Below are 24,761 nucleotides of genomic sequence, written 5' to 3'. Positions count from 1 at the left end.
GCCGACCGGCTCGGGCTACTTGCCGAGCTTGCGACGCTGCACGCGCGTCTTCTTGAGCAGCTTGCGGTGCTTCTTCTTCGCCATACGCTTGCGCCGCTTCTTGATGACAGAACCCACGGTGAACCTCTCGAGACTGGAAGTCCCGCGTGGTGACGCAGGACCGGGACAGCCTATCCGGCGCCGCGCGAGCCGAAGAATCGCCTCCCCCGGCCGGACGTCGGGGCCGTGGGACGCGGCGGGTCAGCCGGCGTCGTAGAAGCTGCGCCGGATGTACTCGTTCGCGTCCTCCTCGCGGACCCGGAACGAGCGGCCCACGCGGACCGCGGCCAGGTCGCCGTTGTGGACGAGGCGGTAGACCGTCATCTTCGACACACGCATCATGGCCGCCACCTCGGCAACGGTCAGGAAGTTCGCCTCCGAGATGTCCCCGGACGAGCTGTTCACCATCGAGCACCGACTTTCTGTGCAGCACGCCACTGGCTTCCCCGCCAGTGCCCACGGCCGCGTAGGCGTGAGACTAGGGCCACGAGTGACTCGTGGGGAAGAGGGGACAGCGGGGAATCTGCGATCCCTCGGCGTGTCGTGTTGCGGACGGCGTCGCGGCCGCACTCGCCCAGCCCCACGGACGGCTCCCGGAGGCGCGGAGGCGCGCCGGACGAGCCCGGTGGCCGGCACGGGCCGCCTCAGGGCATCGGGTCGAGCCCGTGCAGCGGGAAGACCGCCATCCGGGTCTGGTGCACCGCGCGGTCGAGCCAGGTGTCGGGGTCGTACCCCTCGCCCCACTCGCGCCACGACGGGACCTGCCCGTCGGTCATCCGCAGCGGGGCGCTCACGCCCACGTGGTGCTCGACGTGCTCGCGCCACCCGCCCGGGGTGGGCGTCGCGGGGTCGAGCGGGACGCCGCCGACGACCGCGAGCAGGTGCGTCCAGGCACGCGGCACGACCTGCACCAGCTCGTAGCCCCCGCCGCCGAGCGCCACCCAGCGCCCGCCGGCCACCTCGTGGGCGAGCTCGTGCAGGGCCAGGTACGCCGCGCGCTGCCCGTCCACCGACAGCACCAGGTGGGCCAGGGGGTCGTCGGCGTGGGAGTCGCAGCCCTGCTGGGTGACCAGCACCTGGGGCGCGAAGTCGCGCAGCAGCGGGGGCACCACGGCGTGGAAGGCGCGCAGCCACCCGGCGTCGCCCGTGCCGGGCGGCAGCGCGACGTTGACGGCCGACCCCTCGGCGCCCTCGCCGCCCACGTCGGTGGCCGCGCCGGTGCCGGGGAACAGCAGCTGGCCGGTCTCGTGCAGCGACACCGTCAGCACGCGGGGGTCGTCCCAGAACGCGCGTTCCACGCCGTCACCGTGGTGCGCGTCGACGTCGACGTAGGCGACCCGCTCGACGCCCTGGTCGAGCAGCCAGCGGATGCCCACGGCGACGTCGTTGTAGATGCAGAAGCCACTGGCCCGCTCGCGCATGGCGTGGTGCAGCCCGCCGGAGACGTTGGCGCTGTGCAGCGACTCCCCCGACCACACCTGGCGGAAGGCCTCCACGCTCGCGCCGACGATGTGGGCGGAGGCCTCGTGCATCCCGCGGAAGACCGGGTCGTCCTCGGTGCCGAGGCCGAAGCCCGGTGCCGGCTCGCCCGAGGCACCTGCCCGCTGCACCGCCTCGATGAAGGCCGCGTCGTGCACGGTGGCGAGCAGCTCCTCGTCGGCGCTCGGGGCCGGCACCACCCGCAGGCCGGCGCCGCCCACCACCCCGAGCTCCTCGGCCAGGCGCAGGGTGAGGTCGACGCGCAGCGGCGACATCGGGTGGCCGGGGCCGAAGTCGTAGTCGGTCAGGCTGGGGTCGAAGACCACCGACGAGGGACCGGCACAGGCGAGCACGTCGGCGACGCTACCCCGCGGGTGCGGGGTTTCTCCCGTCGCGCCGGGGGTAGACGCCGGTGGTCCTTCCCGCGAGCACGAGGTCCGTCATGAGCTTCGAGGTCCTGGTCAGCGAGCTGCGCGCCGCTGCCAACGAGTACGACGGCGTCGCCGACACGCTCGGCACGACACCGGTCACCATCGACGGGGCCGACCCCGAGACGATCGGCCACGTCGAGCTGGCCGCCTGGCTGGTGGCCGTCTCCGAGCAGTGCACCAACGCCCACGAGGCCCTGCACGCCGGGGCGGGGCAGCTCGCCGCCGACCTGCGCACCTCGGCCCAGGTCTACGAGACCACCGACCAGCGCAACGCCGAGGGGTTCCGCTCGCCGTTCCTGAACGGCCCCGACGGCCCGTTCAGCAGCCCGTTCGCCGACCCGGGATTCCCGCTCCTGCCGGGGACGGCGCCCAGCGCCCCGTTCGCCGAGCGCCCCGTCTACGGCCCGCCGCTGCCGGGTGGTGAGTGATGACGCTCCCCGACGGCGCCGAGCTCGGCGCGACGAGCGACCCCAAGGCGTTGATCAAGGGCGAGCCGTCCAAGGTCAGTGCCACCGCCACGGCGCTCTCGGACGAGTCCAGCCGTGTCGGCGGTCTCGCCGACACCTTCGACGGCGTCACCGTCGAGGGGTGGCAGGGCGGCGTGGGATCCCCTGCCTACACCTCGAAGCGCTCCGCGGAGAGCGACAAGTGGGCCGTCTACGCCGACCTGCTCGGCAAGGCCGGCAGCGCGCTGTCGACGTACTCCGCCGCGCTGACCACCGCCCAGTCGCGCGCGGCCGACGCCATCGCGAAGTGGCAGGAGGGCGAGGAGGCCACCGCCACCGCGGTGAGGCAGCACAACGACGCCGTCGAGGCCTACAACGCCTACGTCTCCCGCCCCGTGCAGGTGCCCACCTACGGCGGCAGCGCGCCACCCAGCATCGGCCCCTCGCGGCCCGGCCCGTTCGTCGACCCCGGGGCGCCGCTGCGCGAGGAGGCCCAGCGCATCCTCGACGACGCCCGCGAGGCCCTGGACGCGGCCGGGGCCACCGCGGTCAAGGCCCTCGGCGGGCTCGAGGGCGCCAAGACCGAGGGCTCCAGCAGCGGCCCCAGCGCCAGCGGCAGCGCGGAGGGACCCAGCTTCAGCTGGGACGGCTTCGAGAGCACCTTCGGCAAGGACCCCACCAAGGGGCCCGACGGCAAGGACCCCGAGGGCGAGGGTGACAAGGACAGCCCCTTCAAGATCGACTTCGGCTCCGTCGAGGGCAAGGCCCACGTCTGGGGTGCCGAGGGGTCGTGGGAGGACTACTACGGCGACGTCAAGGTGGACGCCGACGGCTCGGTCACCCTGCTCGGTGCCGAGGCCAGCGCCGGCGGGTCGATCAGCAAGGACGGCCTGAGCGCGTCGGCCGACGCCAAGGCGGTCCTCGCGGGCGCCGAGGGCTCGGTCGGTGCGGAGTACGGCCCTGCGGCCGTCGGCGCGTCGGGCGACGCGTTCGTCGGCGCCAGCGCGGAGGGCGAGGCGAAGATCGGCAAGGAGGGCGTGCACGCCGGCGGCGAGGTCTTCGCCGGCGCCAAGGCCGGCGTCAGCGCCGAGGGCGACGTCGGCGGCGTCGGCGGCGAGGTCGGTGCCGAGGGCTGGGCCGGTATCGGCGCGAGCGGCGACGTCACGGTCGGCATGGACGACGGCAAGCTCACCGTCGGGGGGTCGGGCGGACTCGCGTTCGGCCTCGGTGGCAAGGTCAGCGGCAGCGTCACCCTCGACTTCGACAAGATGGCCGACACCGGCGGCGACATCATCGAGGGCATCGGAGGACTCCTGTCATGAGCACGACCCTGCCCGTCCCGATCCGCTTCGAGCTGCCCCACACCTCGTGGGAGGCGGTGGAGCCGGCCAGCCTGGGCGTCACCAACGCCGCGTTCCTCGCGGTGCGCCGCGGCCTGCCGGGCGGCTACAGCCCGACGATCACCATCAGCGGCGACTGGCGCACCGACGGCGCCACGCTGACCCGCATCGCCGACGAGTCGCTGGTCAAGCTGCGCGCCCAGGCCGACGAGGTCGAGCTGGTCAAGCGCACGCAGATCCCCTCCGACCTGGCCCCCGCCATCACCCAGTCCCTCGGGGCGGTGGCCACCATCGACGGCACGCTGTTCGACCTGCGCCAGGCCCAGGTGCTGACCGAGCTCGTCGCGGTCGACGACCCGCGCCGGCGTGCGGTCGTCATCTACACCCTGACCTGCACCTTCGCCCAGTTCGAGCAGGTCGGGCGGGAGTTCCAGACGTTCATGGCCACGGTGCAGGTCGTCGAGGGCGACGGCGTCGTCGCGGCCGGCGAGCGGTAGCCCCGCAGGCCGCGGGGCAGCCGCTCAGAACTTGCCGAGCAGCGCCAGCACGACCAGCACGACCACGACGACGAGCGCACCGACGCCGCCGATGATCCCGAAGACGATCCCGGTCTTCTCCGCGGCGCCGCGCCGCGACTGCCACCCCAGCTGCTCGGCGACCCCGGTGATCAGGTCGCGACCCTCCTCGGAGTTGAAGCGGTAGTCGGCCTGCACGCCGAACCGGCCGTGCTCGTCGAACGCCCAGACCTTCTGCACGCCGAACTCGCGCACCCGACCGTGGACCCGCTCCGCGCTGGCAGCGGTGCGCGGCACCCCGGCCACCCACTCGACGGTGCGTGCGTCGTCGGTGATCGTGTAGAAGCCGCGCTCCGGCACGGCCACGTGGTGCACGTACACCTTGCTCAGGCCGGCCTTGTTCAGCACGCCGTACCACTGGGCGTCAACGACGTCGAGGGTGACGTCGAAGCCCTCGTCGGTCTCGGTGACGACGTACGGCGTGCCCTCGGTGGCGGCCTGCACCCCGCGCAGGAGCTCGTGGGCGGCGGGTGATCCCATCACTGCACCTCGTCGTCGACCTGGATGTCGAACAGCGCCCGGTCGTCCTCGACACTGGTGACCGTGACCGTCAGGCCCACCGTGTCGGGGCCGGCGCTCAACGTGCACTCCATGGTCTCCCCCACGACGGCGGCGAGGTCGCCGGGGCAGTCGACGGAGTCGGGGGCCTGCCCGACCTCCTCCGCGAGCTGCGTCGACACCTGGTCCTCGACCTCGGCCTGGTCCAGGGCCGGCGCGTCGGAGGCCGGGTCGGAGGCGGACGGCGCCTCCTCGTCCGCCCCGAGGTCGACGTCCGCCGACCCGGAGCAGCCCACGAGGAGGACGGCGCCGGCCACGGCGGCGGCGGTCCTGCCTGCGGTCCGGGAGAGCAGGGAAGGGAACGGGGCGCGGGGCTTCATGGGTCCTCCGAGACGGTGGTGCGGGTCCGGTCAGCACGGTCGGCACCATCACCCTAGTGGGCGCCGACCCGCCTACCGCTTCTGCCTGCGACTCCCGGCGTGCCAGTCCTCGGCGACGCCGACGTCGCCCTCCTCCACGCCGAACGCCCGCAGCTGCGGGGCCTCGCGCAGGCTGCGCTTGAGCTCGGCGAAGCCGGGGAACGTCGCCAGCCCGACGACGTGGTCCCAGAGCCGGGCGGCGTCGTCGTCGCTGGGCAGCCGGCTGATGACCGGCCCGAAGAACGCCGCGCCGTCGGGCGGGGCGATGTGCAGGATCGGGGTGCCGACGTCCTTGCCGGTCAGCGCCAGCGCCTCGTCGGTCTCGTCCTGCAGCTGCGCGTCGCGACCGGTGTCGTCGAGCGCGGCGGCCAGCGACGCCGGGAGCCCCGCCTCGGCCAGCGCCGCGGCGACCAGGGCGTCGAGGTCGGTGGGGTCGTAGTCCTCGGGCGCCACGTCGAGGACGCGGGTCGACAGGGCGGGGTAGAGCCGGGACACCGCCTCGGGGCCGTGGTCGTCACGCGCCTGCGCGCACACCCGCAGCATCCGCAGGCCGGCGGTGTGGCCGGCCTCGTAGCCGCCCGGGAAGTGGGAGTCGTAGTCCACGTGGGCGTTGAGCAGGCGCAGCGAGATGAACCGCCACTCCACCGTCAGCCCGCGCTGCTGCTGCACCGTGCGCACCCAGCGGCTGGTCAGCCAGGCGAACGGGCAGACGGGATCGAACCAGAACCGGACGTCGGCGTCGCTCATGCGCCCAGCCTGGCACGCCGCGTCCGGTGGCGGGCTCAGCTGCCCTCGGCCAGCGCCCGCGAGCGGTCGCGGGCGGCCTCCATCGCGCCGAGGAACGCCGCCCGCACACCGTGCGCCTCGAGCTCGCGCAGCGCGGAGGCGGTGGTGCCGCCCGGTGAGGTCACCTGCTCGCGCAGCACGGTGGGGTGGGTCCCGGTCTCGCGCAGCATCTTCCCCGAGCCCACCACGGTCTGGATGACCAGGTCGGTGGCGGTGGCGCGCGGCAGGCCGAGGTGCACCCCGGCCTCGATCATCGACTCCACGACGAAGAAGAGGTACGCCGGGCCCGACCCGGAGATCGCGGTGACGGCGTCCTGCTGGCGCTCCGGGATGCGCAGCACCCGGCCCACCGAGGCCATCAGCGACTCGGCCTCGGCCAGGTCGGCCTCGCTGCAGTGCGAGCCCGGCGAGACCGCCGCCATGCCCTCGTCGACCAGCGCCGGGGTGTTCGGCATGACCCGCACCACCGCGACACCCTCGGGCACGCGCGCCTCGATGTACGACGTGGTCGTGCCGGCCGCCAGCGAGACCACCAGCTGCCCCGCGCGCAGCACCGGCGAGATCTCGGCCAGCACCTCGGCCATGTCCTGCGGCTTGACCACCAGCACGACGGTGTCGGAGCCCGACGCCGCCTCGAGGTTGCCGACCACGGCCACGCCGTAGCGCTCCTCGAGCTCGCGGGCCCGCTCGGGGCGCTTCTCCCCCACCAGCAGCCGGTCGACGCGGCGTCCGGCACGCACCAGGCCCGAGAGCAGCGCCTCGCCCATCACGCCGGCGCCGATGACGGCGGTGCGGCGGCGGGGGGTGCCGCCGGAGGTGTCGGCCGAGGTGTCGGCGGGCTGGTCCGGGCTGGGCTGCGCCATCAGGAGCCTCTCGTGCGGCGGCGTCGGGTCAGGACTTCGAGACGAGCGACCGGAGGAAGAATGTCAGGTTCTGCGGGCGCTCGGCGAGGCGTCGCATCAGGTAGCCGTACCACTCGGTGCCGTAGGGCAGGTAGACCCGCACGGTCTCGCCGGCCGCGGCCAGGCGCCGCTGCTCGTCGGGCCGGATGCCGTAGAGCATCTGGAACTCGTAGCTGCCCGGCTGGCGCCCGTAGCGGCTGGCCAGCGACGAGGCGATCTCGACCATCCGCGGGTCGTGGGTGGCCACCATCGGGTAGCCCTGGCCGGCCATCAGCACCTTGAGGCAGCGCACGTAGGAGCGGTCGACCTCGAGACGGTCCTGGAACGCGACGTCCTCGGGCTCGGCGTAGGCGCCCTTGCACAGCCGCACCCGCGAGCCCTCGTAGGCCAGCTGGCGGCAGTCGGACTCGGTGCGGTGGAGGTAGGCCTGCAGCACCGCGCCGGTCTCCGGGAAGTCCTTGCGCAGGTCGCGCAGGATCGCCAGCGTCGAGTCGGTGGTGGTGTGGTCCTCCATGTCGAGGGTCACCGACGTGCCGGCGTTGCGCGCGGCCCGGCAGATCGTGCGGGCGTGCTCCAGCGCCACCTTGTGACCACCGCCCGGGGCGACGTCGACGGGCAGGAACTGCCCGATCGCGCTGAGCTTGACCGACACCTCGGCACCGCGGGTCAGCCCGCGCGCGGAGAGGGCCTGCAGCACCTCGACGTACGCCGCGACCGTGGCCTCGGCCTGGGCCAGGTCGCTGGTGTCCTCGCCGAGGAAGTCGAGGGTGACCTTCAGCCCGTCCTCGGCCAGCGCGGCGGTGGCGGTGACCGCCGACTCGGTGGTCTCCCCCGGCACGTGGCTGCGCACGACGCCGGCCGAGACCGGCATGGTGCTGACGAGCTTCTTGACCTGGGGGCTGCGGGCGAGCAGGAGCAGCGGCTGGCGGAGCAGGGGCATGGCGCCAATCTACGACGCCGCCCGCGGCGGTGACCGGGCCGGTCAGGGCCGGAAGTGCTCGCGGGCGAAGGCGAGGGAGTCGCGCAGGTCGGCGTCGCGCTCCTCGGGCCCCGACGCGCGCCGGGTGTTGATCTCCAGCACGATGTCGCCCCCGAACCCGGAGCCCGCGAGGTGGCGCAGGAACCGGTCGGCGCCCATCACGCCCCGCCCCGGCACGAGGTGCTCGTCCTTGGCCGAGCCGCTGCCGTCGGTGAGGTGCACGTGGCGCAGCGCCGGGCCCATCCGCTCGGCCATCTCGACCACGTCGGAGCCCGCGATCGCGGCGTGGGAGAGGTCGATGGTGGTGTTGGCGTACGGCTCGGTGGAGGGGTCCCAGCCCGGCACGTACATCTCGACCCCGCGCGTCGACGTCGCCCGCCACGGGTACATGTTCTCGACCGCGAACCGGATGCCGGTGGACTCCTCGAGGGCCGCGATGCCGTCGACGAACCCGCGGGCGTAGTCCTTCTGCCAGCGGAACGGCGGGTGCACCACGACCACCTCGGCGCCGACCTCGTGGGCCATGTCGGCGGAGCGCTGCAGCTTCTCCCACGGCTCGGTGCCCCACACCCGTTGGGTGAACAGCAGGCACGGCGCGTGCACGGAGCAGACCGGCATCTCGTGGTGCTCGGAGAGCTGGCGCACGGCGGTGGGCTGCTGGCTCACCCGGTCGAGGGCCACCATCACCTCCACCGCGTCGTAGCCCAGCCGCACGGCGTCGGCGAACGCGTGGGCGACCGAGTCGGGGTAGACCGAGGAGGTGGACAGGCCGATGCGGGTCATGGGGGTCCTGGATCGCCGGTGGGGCACGCCGGCCGGTCGGCCGGCGGGGGTCAGCCGAGCACGCTGAGGGCGTCGAGCCGCTCGAGGATGACGCCCTCGCGCAGCGCCCAGGGGCAGATCTCGAGCGCGGACAGGTCGAAGAGGTCCATGCACGCCTCGGCCACCAGCGCCCCGGCCACGATCTGGTGGGCGCGGCTGGGCGAGACGCCGGGCAGGGCCGAGAGCTCCTCGTGGCTCATCGCCACCAGCTTCGGGATCCAGGCGCACAGCTCGTCGAGCGGGAGCAGCCGCGGCACCAGCGGGCCCTCCCCCGACGCCGCGGCGCCGCAGATGCGGGCCAGCGAGCGGAAGGTCTTGGACGTCGCGGCGGCGCGGTCGGGCGTCCCGGCGCGCAGGAGCGTGCCGGCGTCGCGGGCCACCTCGGCGCGCACCTGCTTGCGCAGCGCCTTCACTGCGTCGTCGTCGGGGGCTCCGCCGCCGAACCACTCCCGCGCCAGCCGGGCCGCGCCGAGCGGCAGCGACCACGCCACGTCGGGGGCCTCGTCGGCGCCGCCGGCGATCTCGAGCGAGCCGCCGCCGATGTCGAAGACGGTGAGCCGCCCGGCCGACCAGCCGAACCAGCGCCGCACGGCGAGGAAGGTCAGCCGCGCCTCGTCCTCGCCGGAGAGCACCTCGATGCGCACACCGGTGCGCTCGGCGACGTGGTCGAGCACGGCGTCGGCGTTGGTGGCGTCGCGCACCGCGGAGGTGGCGAACCCCACCATCTCCTCGCAGCCCTTGTCCTCGGCCACCACCAGGGCCTGCGCGGTGAACGCCGTGAGCGCCTCGACGCCGGCGGGCGAGACCGCGCCGTCGTCGTCCAGCACCTCGGCGAGGCGCAACGGCTCCTTGTAGGAGTACGCCGGGAGCGGCGCGGCGCCGCCGTGGGCGTCGACGACGAGGAGGTGGCCCGTGTTCGAGCCGATGTCGAGGACGCCCAGACGCATGGGACCAAGGTACTCCGCGCGGGGCCCGCCCCCCGTCGCCCCGCCCGCGCCTCGGGCGCCGGCCCGTAGGCTGCGCGGGTGCCCGAGGTCGACCTGGTGTTCCCGCGTGCGTGGGTGGAGTTCGCCAACCCCGACGACGCCGACGAGGTGATGCGCTGCGACCTCACCTGGCTCACCTCGAGCTGGACCTGCATCTTCGGCAGCGGCTGCGCCGGCATCTACGCCGACGCCCCCGACGTCGGCTGCTGCACCCTCGGGGCGCACTTCTCCGACGAGGCCGACGAGGCCCGGGTGGCCGCCGAGGTCGCCCGGCTCGACGACCGGCTGTGGCAGCAGCGCTCCGCCGTCCTCGGGGAGGACGCCGAGGTCACCGCCGCGCACTGGGTGGAGACCGACGACGAGGGCGCGCGCAAGACCCGGGTCACCGAGGTCGACGGGCAGTCGGCCTGCGTGTTCCAGAACCGCCCCGGCTTCACCCCGCTCGCCGACCCGGGCACCCCGGGCAGCCCGGCCGCGGCGGGCGGCGCCGGCTGCGCGCTGCACGCGCTGGCGCTGCAGGAGGGTCGCGACCCTCTCGAGACCAAGCCCGACGTGTGCTGGCAGCTGCCGCTGCGCCGCACGTTCCGCGACGTCGAGCAGGCCGACGGCACGACGTACACCGAGGTGTCGATCGGCGAGTACGACCGGCGCGGGTGGGGTCCCGGCGGGCACGACCTGGACTGGTACTGCTCGGGCAACACCGAGGCCCACGTGGCCCCCGAGCCGCTCTACGTGACCAACCGCCCCGAGCTCGTCGCGCTGATGGGCGAGGGCGCCTACGCCGAGCTCGTGCGGCACTGCGAGGCGCACGTGCGCTCGCGCAGCCTGCTGGCCCTGCACCCCGCCGACCCCCGTCCGGGCGGGTAAAGCCTCTCGACATCGAGAGACCGGGACCCCGGTGTCAAGCACCGGTGGCGGGGTGTCCACAATTCCTGACATGCGCCTGGACCACCTCTCCTACGCCGCCGGACCCGACGGCCTCGCCAGCACCGCCCAGCGCATCGGGGGCCTGCTGGGTCGCGAGTTCGTCGACGGCGGGGTGCACCCCCGCTTCGGCACCCGCAACATGACGCTCGCGATGTCGGGGGGCACCTACCTCGAGATCGTCGAGGTCCTCGACCACCCCGCCTCCGACAAGGCCCCGTTCGGCCAGGCCGTGCGCGCCCGCTCCGCCCTGGGCGGCGGCTGGCTGGGCTGGGCGGTCGCCGTCGACGACATCGCCGTCGCCGAGCAGCGCCTGGGCCGCACCGCCGCGAAGGGCAGCCGGCACCGCCCCGACGGCACCGAGCTGCGCTGGAAGCAGATCGGCATCAACGGGCTCATCGCCGACCCCCAGCTCCCGTTCTTCCTGCAGTGGGAGGTGCCGGCCGACCTGCACCCCAGCCACGACGCCGACGGCGCGTTCTCCCTGGCCTGCCTCGAGATCGCCGGTGACCCGCAGCGGGTGAGCGAGTGGCTCGGCGAGACCGTCGAGGCCCCGCTGGAGGACATCAAGGTGGAGTGGGTCGCCCCCCACGGCGCGCCGGGCATCATCGCGGTGCAGCTGCAGACGCCCGCCGGGCTCGTCCGCCTCTGAGCGCCCACCTCCCCGGCACGGTCGCCAGCCCCAACATCTGGCACCACACCGAGACCTACGAGGTCGAGAACCGCGCCGTCGATCCCGGGGGTCGCATCGAGGCCGCGATGGCCGAGGTGCACGACTGGGCCGGCCTGCGGGTGCTCGACCTCGGCTGCGGCACCGGCTACCACCTGCCGCGCTGGGCCCGCACCGCGCGCACCGTGGTGGGCGTCGAGCCCCACCCCGACCTGCTGGCCCTGGCCGCGCGCCGCACCCGGCGGCTCGCGCACGTCGACGTCCGCCGCGGCACCGCCCAGGCCGTGCCGCTGCCCGACGGCGGCGTGGACGTCGTGCACGCGCGCTGGGCCTACTTCTTCGGTCCCGGCTGCGAGCCCGGCCTGGCCGAGCTCGACCGGGTCGTGGCCCGCGGCGGCACGGCGTTCGTCGTCGACAACGACCCCACCCGCTCGACGTTCGGCGGGTGGTTCCGCCGCGGCTACCCGCACCTCGACCCGCCCGAGGTCGTGGAGCGCTTCTGGTCGACCCGCGGGTGGACGCGGGTGCCGCTCGACGTCGGCTGGTCGTTCGGCTCGCGCGCCGACCTCGAGGCGGTGGTGCGCGTGGAGCTGCCCGCACCCGTCGCCGAGGAGGCGCTGGCGACCCACGAGGGCCTCCAGGTCGACTACGCCGTCAACCTGTGGTGGAAGCGGTTCTGACCGCGCCGGGTCAGCTGGAGCCGCGGACGGCCAGCGTCGGGGTCAGCAGCACGCCCTCCCCGGGACGCGACGGCTGGCCCACCAGCCCCTCGAGGGCGGCGACCACCTCGCTGGCCACCTGCTCCAGCGGCTGGCGCACGGAGGTGAGCCCGGGCGGCACCACCTGCGCGACCTGGGAGTCGTCGAAGCCCACCACCGCGACGTCGCGCCCGGGCTGCAGGCCGCGGTCGGCCAGGGTGTGCAGCACGCCCATCGCGAGGGTGTCGGAGGCGCAGACGAACGCCGTCGGCGCCGCCTCGTCGAGCAGCACCGCGCCGGCCTCGCGGCCGCTGGCCACGGTGTCCTCCACCCGCGAGGCCAGGCCGGCTGTCGGCAGGCCGTGCTCGCGCAGCGCGCGGTGCCACCCGGCACGGCGGTCCTCGCCGATCCAGGAGTCCTTGCGCCAGCCGATCCAGGCGATGCGCTCGTGGCCGCGGTCGAGGAGGTGCCGGGTGGCCAGCTCGCAGCCGGCGGCGCCGTCGACGTCGACCCAGGGGTGGGTGGAGGTGGGGTGGTCCCAGGGGCGCCCGAAGGCCACGAACGGTGCCCGGCGCGCCCCGAGCCACCCGGCCTGCGGGTTGCCGAGGTAGGTGTCGGTGACCACGAACGCGTCGACCGCGGTGGAGCGCAGCAGGTCGTCGTAGCCCGACAGCGGGTCGTCGGGCTCCCCGGCGAACAGCAGCACGTGGTAGCCGGCGGCGTGGGAGGTCTCCACCAGGGAGTGCACGAACCGGTCCATCGTGGCGTTGGCCGTGCCCTCCTGGGCCGCGGTGATCCGCAGGCCGATGAGGTGGGAGGCGCGCGTGCGCAGGTTGCGGGCGGCGCGGTTGGGCAGGTAGCCGAGCTCGTCGATCGCCTCCTGCACGCGCAGCAGGGTGTCGGCGCGCAGCAGGTCGGGGTTGTTCACGGCGTTCGACACCGTCTGGCGCGACACCCCGGCCCGCTCGGCGACGTCGGCCAGGGTGGGCGGGCTGGCCGGCACCCGGATGGTGCCCCGAGGCACGCCCCTGACCCCCACGTCGTCTCCGCTCGCCACCCGTCGGTGCCCGACGGTCTTGATCGATCCAAACGACAGCATAAGCACGGTGGCGACGGCCGTCCCCCCTTCCCCCGGGTGAGGTCGCGCGGTGCCGGTGGGCGTCGGTGGCCGTCGGTGGCCGTCGGTGGCTTGGCCTAGCGTGGCGCCATGGCGAAGACGACCCCCCGCGCGGCCCGACCCGGCTACCGCTGCACCGAGTGCGGCTGGGAGACCGGCAAGTGGGTGGGCCGCTGCGGCGAGTGCCAGGCGTGGGGCTCGGTGGCCGAGACCTCCGCTCCCGTGCACCGCGCGGCCGCCGCGCCGGTGACCACGCCGGCAGTGCCCATCGGCGAGGTGTCGGTGGCGGAGTCGTCGTTCCGCACCAGCGGCGTGCCCGAGCTCGACCGGGTGCTGGGCGGCGGGCTGGTGCCCGGCGCCGCCATCCTCCTGGCCGGCGAGCCCGGTGTCGGCAAGAGCACCCTGCTGCTCGAGGTGGCCGCGCAGACCGCCCGCCTGCGCCACCGCACCCTCTACGTCACCGGCGAGGAGTCGGCCTCGCAGGTGCGCCTGCGCGCCGACCGCACCGGTGGGGTGCAGCCCGAGCTCTACCTCGCCGCGGAGACCGACCTGGGCGCCGTGCTCACCCACATCGAGCAGACCCGGCCCACGCTGCTGGTGGTCGACTCCGTGCAGACGATCGGCGCCTCCGGCATCGACGGCGTGCCCGGTGGGGTCACCCAGGTCAAGGAGGTCGCCGCCGCGCTGATCCGGGTGGCGAAGACCCGCAACATCACCACCGTGCTCGTCGGCCACGTCACCAAGGACGGCTCGATCGCCGGGCCTCGTGTGCTCGAGCACCTCGTCGACGTCGTGCTCCACTTCGAGGGCGACCGCAACTCGCGCTTCCGCATGGTGCGCGCGATGAAGAACCGGTTCGGCCCCGTCGACGAGGTCGGCTGCTTCGACCTGTCGGCCGAGGGCATCACCGCGGTCACCGACCCCACCGGGCTGTTCGTCGAGCAGCACCACGGCCAGGTCGCCGGCACGTGCGTGGCGGTCACCATGGAGGGCCGGCGACCGCTGCTGGCCGAGGTGCAGGCGCTGGTGACGCCCTCGGCCCTGGAGCGCCCGCGGCGCACCACCTCGGGCCTCGACTCCTCCCGGGTGGCGATGGTGCTCGCGGTGCTGCAGCAGCACTGCGGGGTGCGCCTGCACGCCCACGACGTCTTCGCCTCCACCGTCGGCGGCGCCCGCCTGCACGAGCCCGCCAGCGACCTCGCCCTGGCCGTGGCGCTGGTCTCGGCCAGCCACGGCGTCGCCCCGCCCACCGGCGTCGTGGCGATGGGCGAGATCGGCCTGGCCGGCGAGCTGCGCCGGGTGCGCGACCTGCCCCAGCGCATCGCGGAGGCCGCCCGCCTCGGCTTCCGGGTGGCGGTGGTGCCCTCCGAGCCGGGCCGCACGGCCCGCGCCCCCGAGTCGTGGGTGGTCGACGGCATGAAGGTGCTCGACGTGCCCGACGTCGCCTCCGCGCTACGGCTGCTGCGGCTCGTGGGTCGCGACGGTGCCGGCGCGCCCCGGCTGCGTCCGGCCGCGGAGTCCTGAGCCGGTCGCGGCCGCCACGGGGGCCGGCCCGGTCGCGTCAGGGTAAAGAACGGTCCGGCAATCTGCGGGCGGGGCGGGGCTGCGCCGCCTAGACTCCGCAGAGCGGCCTGCCGGAGCGCCGCACCCCGCATCCTGGAGGAACCCCGTGCCCGCCGTCGACAGCTCGGACGAGACGCTGCGTCTGCGCGCCACCCTCGCCTCGATCGCCCCCGGCACGTCGCTGCGCGACGGCCTCGAGCGCATCCTGCGCGGGCGCACCGGTGCGCTGATCGTGCTGGGCCACGACCGCACCGTGGAGTCCATCGCCACCGGCGGCTTCACCCTCGACGTCCCGTTCACCGCCACGGGCCTGCGCGAGCTGGCCAAGATGGACGGCGCGATCATCGTCGACAAGGACATCACCCGCATCCACCGTGCGGCGGTGCACCTGATGCCCGACCACACGATCCCGTCGGAGGAGACCGGCACCCGCCACCGCACCGCCGACCGCGTCGCCAAGCAGACCGGCTTCCCGGTGATCTCGGTGTCGCAGTCGATGCAGATCATCGCGGCCTACGTCGGCGCCACCCGCCACGTGCTCGAGGACTCCGGCAAGATCCTGTCGCGCGCCAACCAGGCCCTGGCCACCCTGGAGCGCTACAAGCTGCGCCTCGACGAGGTGTCGAGCACGCTCTCGGCCCTCGAGGTCGAGGACCTGGTCACGGTGCGCGACGTCGCGGTGGTGGCCCAGCGCCTCGAGATGGTCATCCGCATCGCCCGCGAGATCGAGGACTACGTGCTCGAGCTCGGCACCGACGGCCGGCTGCTGTCGCTGCAGCTCGAGGAGCTCGTCACCGGCGTCGACGCCGAGCGCCAGCTGGTCGTGCGCGACTACCTGCCCTCGGGGCGGCGCACCAAGAGCCCCGAGGAGCTGCTCAGCCGCCTCGAGGCGCTCAGCCCCACCGAGCTGGTCGACCCCGCCGCCACCGCGCGGGTGCTGGGCCTGGGCAACGGCGAGCACCTCGACGGCGCCGTGGCGCCCCGCGGCTACCGGCTGCTGGCGAAGGTGCCGCGGCTGCCCAGCTCGGTGGTCGACCGGCTCGTCGAGCACTTCGGCACGCTGCAGAAGCTGCTGTCGGCCGGCATCGACGACCTGCAGGCCGTCGAGGGCGTCGGTGAGCTGCGCGCCCGCAGCGTCCGCGAGGGGCTCTCCCGACTGGCGGAGTCGACGATCCTCGAGCGCTACGTCTGAGCCTCGAGCCCGGCGTGCGGGCCCCGGGCCTCAGCCGTCGGCGCGCTCGCTCGGCGTCGTGCCGGCCTCGGCGTCGGCCTGCTCGTCGGCCTGCTCGTCGGCCTTCTCGTCGCGCTCCCGCGACCGGTCGCGCTCGTCGGCGGCGGCCGGCTCCTCGACGCTCGGTGCGGTGAGCAGGAAGCTCTCGTCGGCGGGCTCGCCACCCAGCGCGGCGGCGGCGACGTGGTAGGTGCCGGGCAGCGCCCAGGCCGCGGCGGCGGAGCACCCGTCGTCGGAGCGGCGACCGCCCCACTCGACCTCGACCACGCTGGCCTCGGCGCTGCGCACCACGACCTCCTGGGTCGGCACGGCGCGCGGGCACTGACGGGTGGACCAGATGTCGTCGGAGCCCGAGGTGATCTTGAGCGTGAGCTGGCGCGGCGTGATCGACCAGGTGCAGGCCGCGGAGTCGAGGGAGCGCAGTTGCAGGCGCACCACGACGTCGCCGTCGGGGCCCGCGACGGCCTCGTCGACGACCGGGGTCACCGCCACCTCGCCGTCGGAGCACGGACCGTCGGGCAGCGCCGGCACGGCCTCGACCTCCCCGACCTCGGGGGTCGGCTCGCTCGCGCCGGCGCCGGGGGCCACCGGCGCCGTGGGGCCCTGGGTGGGCTCGTCGGGCGCCGGGGTGGGGTCGGTCTCGGTGGTGGCGCTGGCGTCGGCGGTGGCACCGGCAGCGGCGTCGGCGGCGGTCGTGTCGGTGGCCACCTGCGCGGCGGTCGGCTCGTCACCGCCGCCGAAGGCACCGAGCAGCCGGGCGATGCCCAGCACCAGCACCAGCGCGAGCAGGAGGACGATGCCGCGTCGCAGCCAGTACACGCGGGCCGGCAGGGGTCCCCGGGTCAGCGTCGCCATGCGGGTCACCGTAGCCACCGGCGGGGCGCAGGTGGGGGTGCCACTCCGCAGGCGAGGCGACCGGGGAGAGGATGGCGGTGATGAGCCAGCTGCACGCCCCGGTCCTGGACTGGTACGACGTCCACGCCCGCGACCTGCCGTGGCGTGGGCCGCAGGCCTCCGCGTGGTCGGTGATGGTCTCGGAGTTCATGCTGCAGCAGACGCCGGTGGCGCGGGTGCTGCCCGTGCACGCGCAGTGGCTGGAGCGCTGGCCCACCCCCGCCGACCTCGCCGCCGAGCCGACCGGTGAGGCCGTGCGGGCCTGGGGGCGCCTGGGCTACCCCCGGCGCGCGCTGCGGCTGCACGCCGCCGCCACCGAGGTGGTCGAGCGACACGGCGGGCAGGTGCCCGACCGCTACGCCGACCTGCTGGCCCTGCCCGGCGTCGGCGACTACACCGCGGCGGCCATCGCGTCGTTCGCCCACGGCCGGCGCCACGTCGTGCTCGACACCAACGTGCGCCGGGTGCTGGCCCGCGCCGTCGGCGGCGTCGAGCTGCCCACCCCGGCCCCCACCCGCGCCGAGCGCGACCTGGCCACGGCCCTGCTGCCCGACGACGACGCCACCGCCGCCACCTGGGCGGTGGCCACCATGGAGCTCGGCGCCCTGGTCTGCACCGCGCGGGCGCCGCGCTGCGCGGACTGCCCGGTCGCCGACCTGTGCGCCTGGCGGCTGGCCGGGTCGCCGGCGTACGACGGGCCGCCGCGGCGGGCGCAGGCCTGGGCCGGCACCGACCGGCAGTGCCGCGGTCGGCTGCTCGCGGTGCTGCGCGACAGCGACGGGCCGGTGCACCGCACCACCCTGGAGGCCGCGTGGTCGGAGCCGGGCCAGCGGGAACGGGCCCTGGCCGGGCTGGTGGCCGACGCCCTGGTCGCCCAGGTCGGCCCGGACACCTACGCCCTCCCCTGACCCACGCCCTGCTCGCCGCGTCGACGCGGGTGCAGGCACAGCAGCGGACGCAACGACGCAGCGACGCCCCGGACCAGCAGGTCCGGGGCGTCGCTGTCGTGCGGTCGGGCGGTCAGGCCCGGTCGGTCAGGGCGTCTCGCCCTCGGACGCGCGCGGCACGTCCTTGGGGCCGGGCTCGTCGTCGTTCAGGCCCTCGGTGAGCGCCTCGCCGAGCTCGACACCGGCCGGCTCGAAGGGCGGCACGTCGGGCAGCTGCGCGACCTTCTGGCCCTCGAAGGTGAACTGGGCCGTGGGGCCCTCACCCTCCACGTCGACCAGCACGATCTGGCCCGGGCCGATCTCGCCGAACAGCATCTTCTCGGCCAGCACGTCCTCGACCTCGCGCTGCACGGTGCGCCGCAGCGGGCGCGCACCCAGCACGGGGTCGAAGCCCCGCTCGGCCAGCAGGTTCTTCGCCGCCTGGGTGAGCTCGAGCTGCATGTCGCGGTCGCGCATGCGCAGCTCGACCGAGGCGATCATGTTGTCGACCATCGTGACGATCTGCTCGCGGTTCAGCGGCGGGAAGACGACGATCTCGTCGACGCGGTTGAGGAACTCCGGACGGAAGTGCTGCTTCAGCTCGTCCTGCACCTTCGCCTTCATCCGCTCGTAGGAGCCGGCGGCGTCCCCGCTCTGGTTGAAGCCGAGGTGGATCGACTTGTTGATGTCGCGGGTACCGAGGTTGGTCGTCATGATGATGACGGTGTTCTTGAAGTCCACGACCCGGCCCTGCGAGTCGGTCAGGCGACCTTCCTCGAGGATCTGCAGCAGGCTGTTGAAGATGTCGGGGTGGGCCTTCTCGACCTCGTCGAACAGCACCACCGAGAACGGCTTGCGCCGCACCTTCTCGGTGAGCTGGCCGCCCTCCTCGTAGCCGACGTAGCCGGGAGGCGAGCCGAAGAGCCGCGAGACGGTGTGCTTCTCGCTGAACTCCGACATGTCGAGCTGGATGAGGGAGTCCTCGTCGCCGAACAGGAAGTCGGCCAGCGTCTTCGACAGCCACGTCTTGCCGACGCCCGAGGGCCCGGCGAAGATGAACGACCCACCGGGGCGCTTGGGGTCCTTCAGACCCGCACGCGTGCGGCGGATGGCCCGCGAGATCGCCTTGACGGCCTCGTCCTGGCCGATGACCCGCTTGTGGAGCTCGTCCTCCATGTTGAGCAGCCGCGTGGACTCCTCCTCCGACAGCTTCACGATCGGGATGCCGGTCGCCACGGCGAGCACCTCGGCGATGAGCTCCTCGTCGACCTCGGCGACCTCGTCCATGTCGCCGGCACGCCACGCCTTCTCACGCTCGGACTTCTTGAGCATGAGCTGCTTCTCCTCGTCGCGCAGGCGCGCGGCGGCCTCGAAGTCCTGGCCGTCGATCGCGGCCTCCTTGCGCTGGCGGACCTCGCCGATCTTGTCGTCGTACTCGCGCAGGTCGGCCGGCGCCGTCATCCGACGGATGCGCAGGCGCGAGCCCGCCTCGTCGATGAGGTCGATGGCCTTGTCGGGCAGGAAGCGGTCGGAGATGTAGCGGTCGGCCAGGGTGGCGGCCGAGACCAGCGCCTCGTCGGTGATCGTGACGCGGTGGTGGGCCTCGTAGCGGTCGCGCAGCCCCTTGAGCATCTCGATCGTGTGGGCGATCGACGGCTCGGCGACCTGGATCGGCTGGAAACGACGCTCCAGGGCGGCGTCCTTCTCGAGGTGCTTGCGGTACTCGTCGAGCGTGGTCGCACCGATGGTCTGCAGCTCACCGCGGGCCAGCATCGGCTTGAGGATGCTGGCGGCGTCGATCGCGCCCTCGGCCGCACCGGCCCCGACGAGGGTGTGGATCTCGTCGATGAACAGCACGATGTCGCCGCGGGTGCGGATCTCCTTGAGCACCTTCTTCAGGCGCTCCTCGAAGTCACCGCGGTAGCGCGAGCCGGCGACCAGGGCCCCCAGGTCGAGGGTGTAGATCTGCTTGTCCTTCAGCGTCTCCGGCACGTTGCCCTTGACGATGTCCTGGGCCAGGCCCTCGACGACGGTGGTCTTGCCGACGCCGGGCTCGCCGATCAGCACGGGGTTGTTCTTCGTGCGCCGCGAGAGGATCTGCATGACCCGCTCGATCTCCTGCTCGCGCCCGATGACGGGGTCGAGCTTGCCGTCGCGGGCGTCCTGGGTGAGGTTGCGCCCGAACTGGTCGAGGACCAGCGAGGACGACGGCGCCTCGCCGCCGGCGCCGGTGGCGGCGGCCGCGGACTGCGACGACTCCTTGCCCTGGAAGCCCGACAGCAGCTGGATGACCTGCTGGCGCACGCGGTTGAGGTCGGCGCCGAGCTTCTGCAGCACCTGGGCAGCGACGCCCTCGCCCTCGCGGATCAGCCCGAGCAGGATGTGCTCGGTGCCGATGTAGGAGTGGCCGAGCTGCAGCGCCTCGCGCAGGGACAGCTCGAGCACCTTCTTGGCGCGCGGGGTGAACGGGATGTGGCCGCTGGGGGCCTGCTGGCCCTGGCCGATGATCTCCTCGACCTGGGCGCGCACGGCCTCCAGGGAGATGTCGAGGCTCTCCAGCGCCTTCGCCGCGACGCCCTCTCCCTCGTGGATGAGCCCGAGCAGGATGTGCTCGGTCCCGATGTAGTTGTGGGAGAGCATGCGGGCCTCTTCCTGGGCCAGCACGACCACCCGGCGGGCTCGGTCTGTGAACCGCTCGAACATGCGCTTCTCCTCGTGCAGGTGGGGGGCCGTCCGCTCCTGGGTGGAGGGAGGGTACGGAATGTCCAACCCCGCTGACAGCCTACGCGTTCCCCCCCAGCACCACGGGTGCGTCCGCTGACAGCGAACACGCCCGCCGCGGCACCGCGTGGGGCGGGCCGGGACGGGCGTGCGGACGACCGGCGTGCCGGTCGTGCTGCTGCTCAGTGAGCGGAGTCGTAGGCCTCGCGCACCTCGGCGGAGACGCGACCGCGGTCGGGCACCTCGTAGCCGTTGCTGCGGGCCCAGTCGCGGATCTCCTTGGCGCTGGCGCCGTCGGTGGCGGTCGACGCCCCTGTGCCGCTCGAGCCACCGGAGGCCTTGCGGCCGCGCCGGGGGGCGTTGCCGACCTTGCGACCGTGGCCGACGTAGGTCGACAGCGCGTCGCGCAGCGCCGCGGCGTGCTCGTCGTTCAGGTCGATCTCGTAGGAGGTGCCGTCGAGGCCGAACGACACCGTCTCGGTGGCCTCGGTGCCGTCGAGGTCGTCCTCGAGGACGATGTGGATCTTCTGCGCCATGGTTCACCTTTCAGCGAGTGACCGACACCTCTGGGTGCCGGCGGCACGGATTCGAGTGCTTTCCCGATCATCGCACGGTTAATCGGTTGCGCGCATTCTCGGCGGAGCGCGTGGTGCAATTCGCGAGTTAATTCTTTTCGACCGGCCGGCCGCCCCGGCGGAAATCCCCGTAATGGTGGTCGCAGGGCGGGCCGGAATACCTCCCGCGCCGCGACGGCGCGACCCGCCGATAATCGCTGCGTCAATTCGTCGCGAGCGGTGGTGCTATCGCGGGGAATTGCGCGCGAACACCAGCGCGAGCCCGCGCAGCGCGAGGTGCGGGTCGTGGTGGGTGAAGCAGCCGCACTCGTCGAGCACCAGCGGCGCGAGGTGGCCGGTGGCCACCACGCTCACCTCGTCGGCGTCGGCGCCGGTCTCGGCCACGATGCGCGCGACCATCCCCTCGACCAGGGACGCGACGCCGAGCACCATGCCCGACTGCAGCGCCTCCACGGTGTTGCGGGCCACCACCTGGCGCGGACGCGCCAGCTCGACCTGCCGCAGCTGCGCCCCGCGGCGCCCGAGGGCCTCCAGCGACAGCTCGAGGCCGGGAGCGATCGCGCCGCCGACGTACTGCCCCGCGGCGTTGAGGACGTCGAAGGTGGTGGCGGTGCCGCCGACGTCGACCACCACCGCCGGCCCGCCGTACGCCGTGGCAGCGGCGAGCGCGTTGACGATGCGGTCGGCGCCGACCTCGCGGGGGTTGTCGGTGAGCACCGGCACGCCGGTGCGCACGCCCGGCTCGACCACCACGTGGGGCACGCCGGGCAGGTGGCGCGCCAGCATCGTGCGCCAGGTCAGCAGCACGACCGGCACGGTGGCGCACACCGCGACCCCGTCGACGTCGTCGAGCGCCGCACCGAGCAGCCCGCGCAGCAGCACCGCCCACTCGTCGCCGGTGCGCCGCTCGTCCGTGGCCACCCGCCAGTCGGCCACCACCTCGTCGTCGGCGTCGAGCAGCCCCAGCGTGGTCTGGCTGTTGCGGATGTCGACGGCCAGCAGGACCATCAGGCCTCCCGCAGGTCCAGGCCCAGGTCGAAGACCCGCACGGAGTGGGTGAGCGCCCCGACCGAGATGAAGTCGACGCCGGTGGCGGCCACCGCCCGGGCGCGCTCGAGGGTCAGCCCGCCCGAGGCCTCAAGGGTGGCCCGGCCTGCGGTGGTGCGCACCGCCTCGGCCATCTGCGCGTCGTCCATGTTGTCGAGCAGCACCTCGGTGCAGCCGGCGTCGAGCAGCTCGCGCAGCTGGTCGAGGTCGGTGACCTCCACCTCCACGCGCAGGTCGGGGTGGGCCGCGCGCACGGCGCGGTAGGCCGGCACGACGCCGCCGGCGGCGACGACGTGGTTGTCCTTCACCATCGCCATGTCGCTCAGCGAGAACCGGTGGTTGACCCCGCCACCGCAGCGCACGGCGTACTTCTGCAGCGCGCGGTAGCCCGGCAGCGTCTTGCGGGTGTCGAGCACGCGGGCGCGGGTGCCGGCGAGGGCGTCGACCCAGGCGGCGGTGGCGGTGGCGACCGCGGAGAGGTGGCTGGCGTAGTTCAGCGCCACCCGCTCGGCGGTGAGCAGGCCGCGGGTGGGGCCGGCGACGCGCATGACGACGTCGCCGGGGACCACCCGGGCGCCGTCGGGCAGCCGGTCGCTCACCGTCACGTCGTCGCCCAGCACCAGGTGGAACACCAGGGCCGCGAGGCCGAGGCCGGCCACCACGCCCGCGTCGCGCGAGGCGAAGTCACCGGCGCCGTGGGCCGTGGCGTCGATGGTGGCCACCGAGGTCACGTCACCGGTCGCGACCCCGCCGGGCAGGTCCTCGGCCAGGGCGGCGACCACGTCGTCGTGCACCGCGACGGGGTCGAGCCCCGCCGCGGCCAGCTCGTCGAGCAGGGCCGCGGGCAGCGCGGCGTACGGCGTGAGGCCCGGCAGGGTGCGCGGCGCGCTCACCGGGTCGCTCCGGGGGCCGTCGGCGCGGGGCCGGTGGCGGTGCCGGGCACGTGCGCCACCGCGAGGATCCCGTCGGCGCTGGTGACGTCGAGGTGGCCGGCCCAGCGCTCGTCGTCGCGCTGCGGGTGGTCCTCGCGCCAGTGGGAGCCGCGGGTCTCCTCGCGCAGCGTGGCGGCCGCGGCGAGGGCGGTGCTGATCAGCACCAGGTTGGTCGTCTCCCAGGCGTCGACGTCGACGACCTCGGCGGGCTGCGCGGCCAGGTCCGCGAGCACGGCGGCCGCGTCGTCGAGGCCCTCGGCGCTGCGCAGCACCCCGGCGCGGGCGGTCATCGTCTCCTGCAGGTCGCGGCGCACCCGGCCCGGCACGAGGCCCGGGGTGCGCCCGTCGACGGCGGCGTCGGCCCAGGGCCGCAGCTCGTCGGGCAGCACCGTGGCGATGCGCCGGGAGAACACGAGCCCCTCGAGCAGCGAGTTCGAGGCCAGCCGGTTGGCGCCGTGCACCCCGGAGCAGGCCACCTCGCCGGTGGCGTAGAGGCCGGGCACGTCGGTGCGGCCCCACAGGTCGGTGCGCACGCCGCCGGAGGCGTAGTGGCAGGCCGGGGCGACCGGCAGCAGCTCGGTGACGGGGTCGACGCCGTGACGCCGGGCGGTGGCCAGGATCGTGGGGAAGCGGCGCTCCCAGAACTCCGCGCCGAGGTGGCGGGCGTCGAGCCACATGTGGGCGCGCCCGGTCTCGTGCATGCGCCGGGTGATCGCCTTCGCGACGACGTCGCGGGGCGCGAGGTCGGCCAGCTCGTGGACGCCGGTCATGAACCGCTCGCCGCCGTCCTCGGGCGGGCCGTCGACGAGGAACGCGCCCTCGCCGCGCACGGCCTCGGAGATCAGCGGCTGCTGGCCGCGGGAGTCGGGCCCGAGGTACATCACCGTGGGGTGGAACTGCACGAACTCCAGGTCGCGCAGCGTCGCCCCCGCACGCAGCGCCAGCGCCAGGCCGTCGCCGGTGGACACCGCGGGGTTGGTGGTCTGGGAGAACACCTGGCCCAGCCCGCCGCTGGCCAGCACCACCGCCCGGCAGCGCACGGCGCCGACGCCGTCGCGCTGCCCCTCCCCCATCACGTGCAGGGTCACCCCGGCGACGCCGCCGGTGCCCGGGGGCCCGTCGAGCAGCAGGTCGACGGCCAGGGCGTGCTCCACCACCTCGATCTCGGGGGCGCGGGCCACCGCGGCGATCAGGGCGCGCTGGATCTCGGCGCCGGTGGCGTCGCCGCCGGCGTGGGCGATGCGGTCGCGGTGGTGGCCGCCCTCGCGGGTCAGCGACAGCTCACCGTCGGGGTCGTGGTCGAACTGCGCGCCCAGCGCGATGAGCTCGCGCACGGCCTCGGGGCCCTCGGTGACCAGCACCCGCACCGCGGCGGCGTCACAGGCCCCGGCGCCGGCGACCAGGGTGTCGAGCTCGTGCTCGGCCGGGGTGTCCCCGGGCCCGAGCGCCGCGGCGATGCCGCCCTGCGCCCACTGCGTGGAGCCCGCGGCCAGCACGTCCTTGGTGACCACCAGCACGCGGTCGATGCCGTTGTCGGCGTCCTTCAGCCGCAGCGCGGCGGTCAGCCCGGCGATGCCCGAGCCGATCACCACGACGTCGGCGGAGGTGGTCCAGCCGGGCTCGGGGGCGGCCAGCCGCCCGGGGAGCCGGCTCGGCAGCCGACCGGGCAGGCGACCGGGCTCGCCGGAGGGCTCGTCGGCGCGCGCCGCGGTGGTGGTGCGGGGGGCCGGGGAGCCGACCGGGGGCGTGGGCATCGTCGAA

26 protein-coding genes are annotated in these 24,761 nt (G+C 74.4%); 9 read left to right on the top strand and 17 right to left on the bottom strand.

Translation table 11 applies throughout. The features are described 5' to 3' along the window. Positions 1-15: 15 nt before the first annotated feature. The 3 genes from AC4OR8_RS04810 to AC4OR8_RS04800 all read right to left on the bottom strand — a co-directional run bounded on the left by AC4OR8_RS04810 (position 16) and on the right by AC4OR8_RS04800 (position 1,871). The gene (locus AC4OR8_RS04810) at positions 16-117 is read right to left on the bottom strand and encodes a 30S ribosomal protein bS22 (protein WP_008356322.1); all 102 of its coding nucleotides are present in this window, start codon (positions 115-117) and stop codon (positions 16-18) included. Positions 118-240: 123 nt separating this feature from the next. Continuing rightward, positions 241-447 (bottom strand): helix-turn-helix domain-containing protein, encoded by a 207-nt coding sequence (locus AC4OR8_RS04805; protein ID WP_492164433.1) that lies wholly within the window; start codon positions 445-447, stop codon positions 241-243. Between the two features lie 236 nt (positions 448-683). Continuing rightward, positions 684-1,871: an acetoin utilization protein AcuC gene (locus AC4OR8_RS04800; protein ID WP_492164432.1), complete on the bottom strand. Its 1,188-nt coding sequence runs from the start codon at positions 1,869-1,871 to the stop codon at positions 684-686. Positions 1,872-1,960: 89 nt separating this feature from the next. Between AC4OR8_RS04800 and AC4OR8_RS04795 the strand changes: the two genes are divergently transcribed. From AC4OR8_RS04795 to AC4OR8_RS04785, 3 genes are read left to right on the top strand one after another with little or no spacing between them, the layout of a single operon-like run. After that, positions 1,961-2,377: a type VII secretion target gene (locus AC4OR8_RS04795; protein WP_492164431.1), complete on the top strand. Its 417-nt coding sequence runs from the start codon at positions 1,961-1,963 to the stop codon at positions 2,375-2,377. Continuing rightward, entirely contained in the window at positions 2,377-3,717 is a 1,341-nt protein-coding gene (locus AC4OR8_RS04790; RefSeq protein WP_492164430.1) for a putative T7SS-secreted protein, read from the top strand. Before AC4OR8_RS04795 ends, AC4OR8_RS04790 begins: the two co-directional genes overlap by 1 nt. Then, the gene (locus AC4OR8_RS04785) at positions 3,714-4,232 is read left to right on the top strand and encodes a hypothetical protein (RefSeq protein WP_492164429.1); all 519 of its coding nucleotides are present in this window, start codon (positions 3,714-3,716) and stop codon (positions 4,230-4,232) included. Before AC4OR8_RS04790 ends, AC4OR8_RS04785 begins: the two co-directional genes overlap by 4 nt. A 24-nt stretch (positions 4,233-4,256) precedes the next feature. Here AC4OR8_RS04785 and AC4OR8_RS04780 read toward each other — a convergent pair whose 3' ends face one another. From AC4OR8_RS04780 to AC4OR8_RS04750, 7 genes are all read right to left on the bottom strand, one after another. Beyond that, positions 4,257-4,790 carry a hypothetical protein gene (locus AC4OR8_RS04780; protein ID WP_492164428.1) on the bottom strand — a complete coding sequence of 178 codons (534 nt, stop codon included), beginning with the start codon at positions 4,788-4,790 and terminating at the stop codon, positions 4,257-4,259. Next, positions 4,790-5,188 (bottom strand): DUF4333 domain-containing protein, encoded by a 399-nt coding sequence (locus AC4OR8_RS04775; protein ID WP_492164427.1) that lies wholly within the window; start codon positions 5,186-5,188, stop codon positions 4,790-4,792. The genes AC4OR8_RS04780 and AC4OR8_RS04775 overlap by 1 nt, the downstream gene beginning before the upstream one ends. Positions 5,189-5,260: 72 nt before the next feature. Then, positions 5,261-5,974 carry a mycothiol-dependent nitroreductase Rv2466c family protein gene (locus AC4OR8_RS04770; RefSeq protein WP_492164426.1) on the bottom strand — a complete coding sequence of 238 codons (714 nt, stop codon included), beginning with the start codon at positions 5,972-5,974 and terminating at the stop codon, positions 5,261-5,263. Between the two features lie 35 nt (positions 5,975-6,009). Further along, entirely contained in the window at positions 6,010-6,876 is an 867-nt protein-coding gene (gene proC, locus AC4OR8_RS04765) for a pyrroline-5-carboxylate reductase (RefSeq protein ID WP_492164425.1), read from the bottom strand. 28 nt (positions 6,877-6,904) lie between these two features. Then, the gene (locus AC4OR8_RS04760; RefSeq protein ID WP_492164424.1) at positions 6,905-7,855 is read right to left on the bottom strand and encodes a proline dehydrogenase family protein; all 951 of its coding nucleotides are present in this window, start codon (positions 7,853-7,855) and stop codon (positions 6,905-6,907) included. A 42-nt stretch (positions 7,856-7,897) separates the two neighbouring features. Then, entirely contained in the window at positions 7,898-8,677 is a 780-nt protein-coding gene (locus tag AC4OR8_RS04755; protein ID WP_492164423.1) for a sugar phosphate isomerase/epimerase family protein, read from the bottom strand. Positions 8,678-8,727: 50 nt separating this feature from the next. Then, positions 8,728-9,663: a Ppx/GppA family phosphatase gene (locus AC4OR8_RS04750; protein ID WP_492164422.1), complete on the bottom strand. Its 936-nt coding sequence runs from the start codon at positions 9,661-9,663 to the stop codon at positions 8,728-8,730. 78 nt (positions 9,664-9,741) lie between these two features. On the opposite strand from AC4OR8_RS04750, the gene AC4OR8_RS04745 reads away from it, so the two are divergent. From AC4OR8_RS04745 to AC4OR8_RS04735, 3 genes are all read left to right on the top strand, one after another. Further along, on the top strand, positions 9,742-10,569 hold the full coding sequence (locus AC4OR8_RS04745) for a DUF3109 family protein (protein ID WP_492164421.1): 828 nt from the start codon (positions 9,742-9,744) through the stop codon (positions 10,567-10,569). Between the two features lie 70 nt (positions 10,570-10,639). Next, positions 10,640-11,278, top strand: a complete 639-nt coding sequence (locus AC4OR8_RS04740) for a VOC family protein (protein WP_492164420.1) — start codon at positions 10,640-10,642, stop codon at positions 11,276-11,278. Between the two features lie 107 nt (positions 11,279-11,385). Next, entirely contained in the window at positions 11,386-11,976 is a 591-nt protein-coding gene (locus AC4OR8_RS04735; RefSeq protein ID WP_492164419.1) for a class I SAM-dependent methyltransferase, read from the top strand. 10 nt (positions 11,977-11,986) lie between these two features. On the opposite strand, the gene AC4OR8_RS04730 is transcribed toward AC4OR8_RS04735, so the two are convergent. Further along, positions 11,987-13,018, bottom strand: coding sequence for a LacI family DNA-binding transcriptional regulator (locus tag AC4OR8_RS04730; RefSeq protein WP_492164418.1), 1,032 nt, complete (start codon positions 13,016-13,018; stop codon positions 11,987-11,989). Positions 13,019-13,201: 183 nt separating this feature from the next. Here AC4OR8_RS04730 and radA point away from each other — a divergent pair, with 183 nt between their 5' ends. Further along, a complete protein-coding gene (gene radA / locus AC4OR8_RS04725) occupies positions 13,202-14,635 on the top strand; it encodes a DNA repair protein RadA (RefSeq protein ID WP_492164417.1) in 1,434 nt (477 codons plus the stop codon). A gap of 145 nt (positions 14,636-14,780) precedes the next feature. Further along, positions 14,781-15,866, top strand: a complete 1,086-nt coding sequence (gene disA, locus AC4OR8_RS04720) for a DNA integrity scanning diadenylate cyclase DisA (RefSeq protein ID WP_492164416.1) — start codon at positions 14,781-14,783, stop codon at positions 15,864-15,866. A 30-nt stretch (positions 15,867-15,896) separates the two neighbouring features. Here disA and AC4OR8_RS04715 read toward each other — a convergent pair whose 3' ends face one another. Next, positions 15,897-16,760 (bottom strand): hypothetical protein, encoded by an 864-nt coding sequence (locus AC4OR8_RS04715; protein ID WP_492164415.1) that lies wholly within the window; start codon positions 16,758-16,760, stop codon positions 15,897-15,899. Positions 16,761-16,840: 80 nt separating this feature from the next. Between AC4OR8_RS04715 and AC4OR8_RS04710 the strand changes: the two genes are divergently transcribed. After that, positions 16,841-17,707 (top strand): HhH-GPD family protein, encoded by an 867-nt coding sequence (locus tag AC4OR8_RS04710; RefSeq protein WP_492164414.1) that lies wholly within the window; start codon positions 16,841-16,843, stop codon positions 17,705-17,707. A gap of 126 nt (positions 17,708-17,833) precedes the next feature. On the opposite strand, the gene AC4OR8_RS04705 is transcribed toward AC4OR8_RS04710, so the two are convergent. The 5 genes from AC4OR8_RS04705 to AC4OR8_RS04685 form a co-directional block, all read right to left on the bottom strand. Further along, on the bottom strand, positions 17,834-20,428 hold the full coding sequence (locus AC4OR8_RS04705) for an ATP-dependent Clp protease ATP-binding subunit (protein WP_492164413.1): 2,595 nt from the start codon (positions 20,426-20,428) through the stop codon (positions 17,834-17,836). A gap of 200 nt (positions 20,429-20,628) precedes the next feature. Beyond that, positions 20,629-20,982, bottom strand: a complete 354-nt coding sequence (locus tag AC4OR8_RS04700) for a histone-like nucleoid-structuring protein Lsr2 (RefSeq protein ID WP_492164412.1) — start codon at positions 20,980-20,982, stop codon at positions 20,629-20,631. A 264-nt stretch (positions 20,983-21,246) separates the two neighbouring features. Then, the gene (locus AC4OR8_RS04695; RefSeq protein WP_492164411.1) at positions 21,247-22,029 is read right to left on the bottom strand and encodes a type III pantothenate kinase; all 783 of its coding nucleotides are present in this window, start codon (positions 22,027-22,029) and stop codon (positions 21,247-21,249) included. Further along, positions 22,029-22,961, bottom strand: coding sequence for a carboxylating nicotinate-nucleotide diphosphorylase (gene nadC, locus AC4OR8_RS04690; RefSeq protein ID WP_492164410.1), 933 nt, complete (start codon positions 22,959-22,961; stop codon positions 22,029-22,031). Before nadC ends, AC4OR8_RS04695 begins: the two co-directional genes overlap by 1 nt. Then, the gene (locus tag AC4OR8_RS04685) at positions 22,958-24,754 is read right to left on the bottom strand and encodes an L-aspartate oxidase (RefSeq protein ID WP_492164409.1); all 1,797 of its coding nucleotides are present in this window, start codon (positions 24,752-24,754) and stop codon (positions 22,958-22,960) included. The genes nadC and AC4OR8_RS04685 overlap by 4 nt, the downstream gene beginning before the upstream one ends. Positions 24,755-24,761 lie beyond the last annotated feature (7 nt).

This window comes from Nocardioides sp. FY1077 (genome assembly GCF_058681775.1).
The sequence above is the reverse complement of the archived record's forward strand: the minus strand, read 5'-3'. Positions and strand labels throughout refer to the sequence as shown.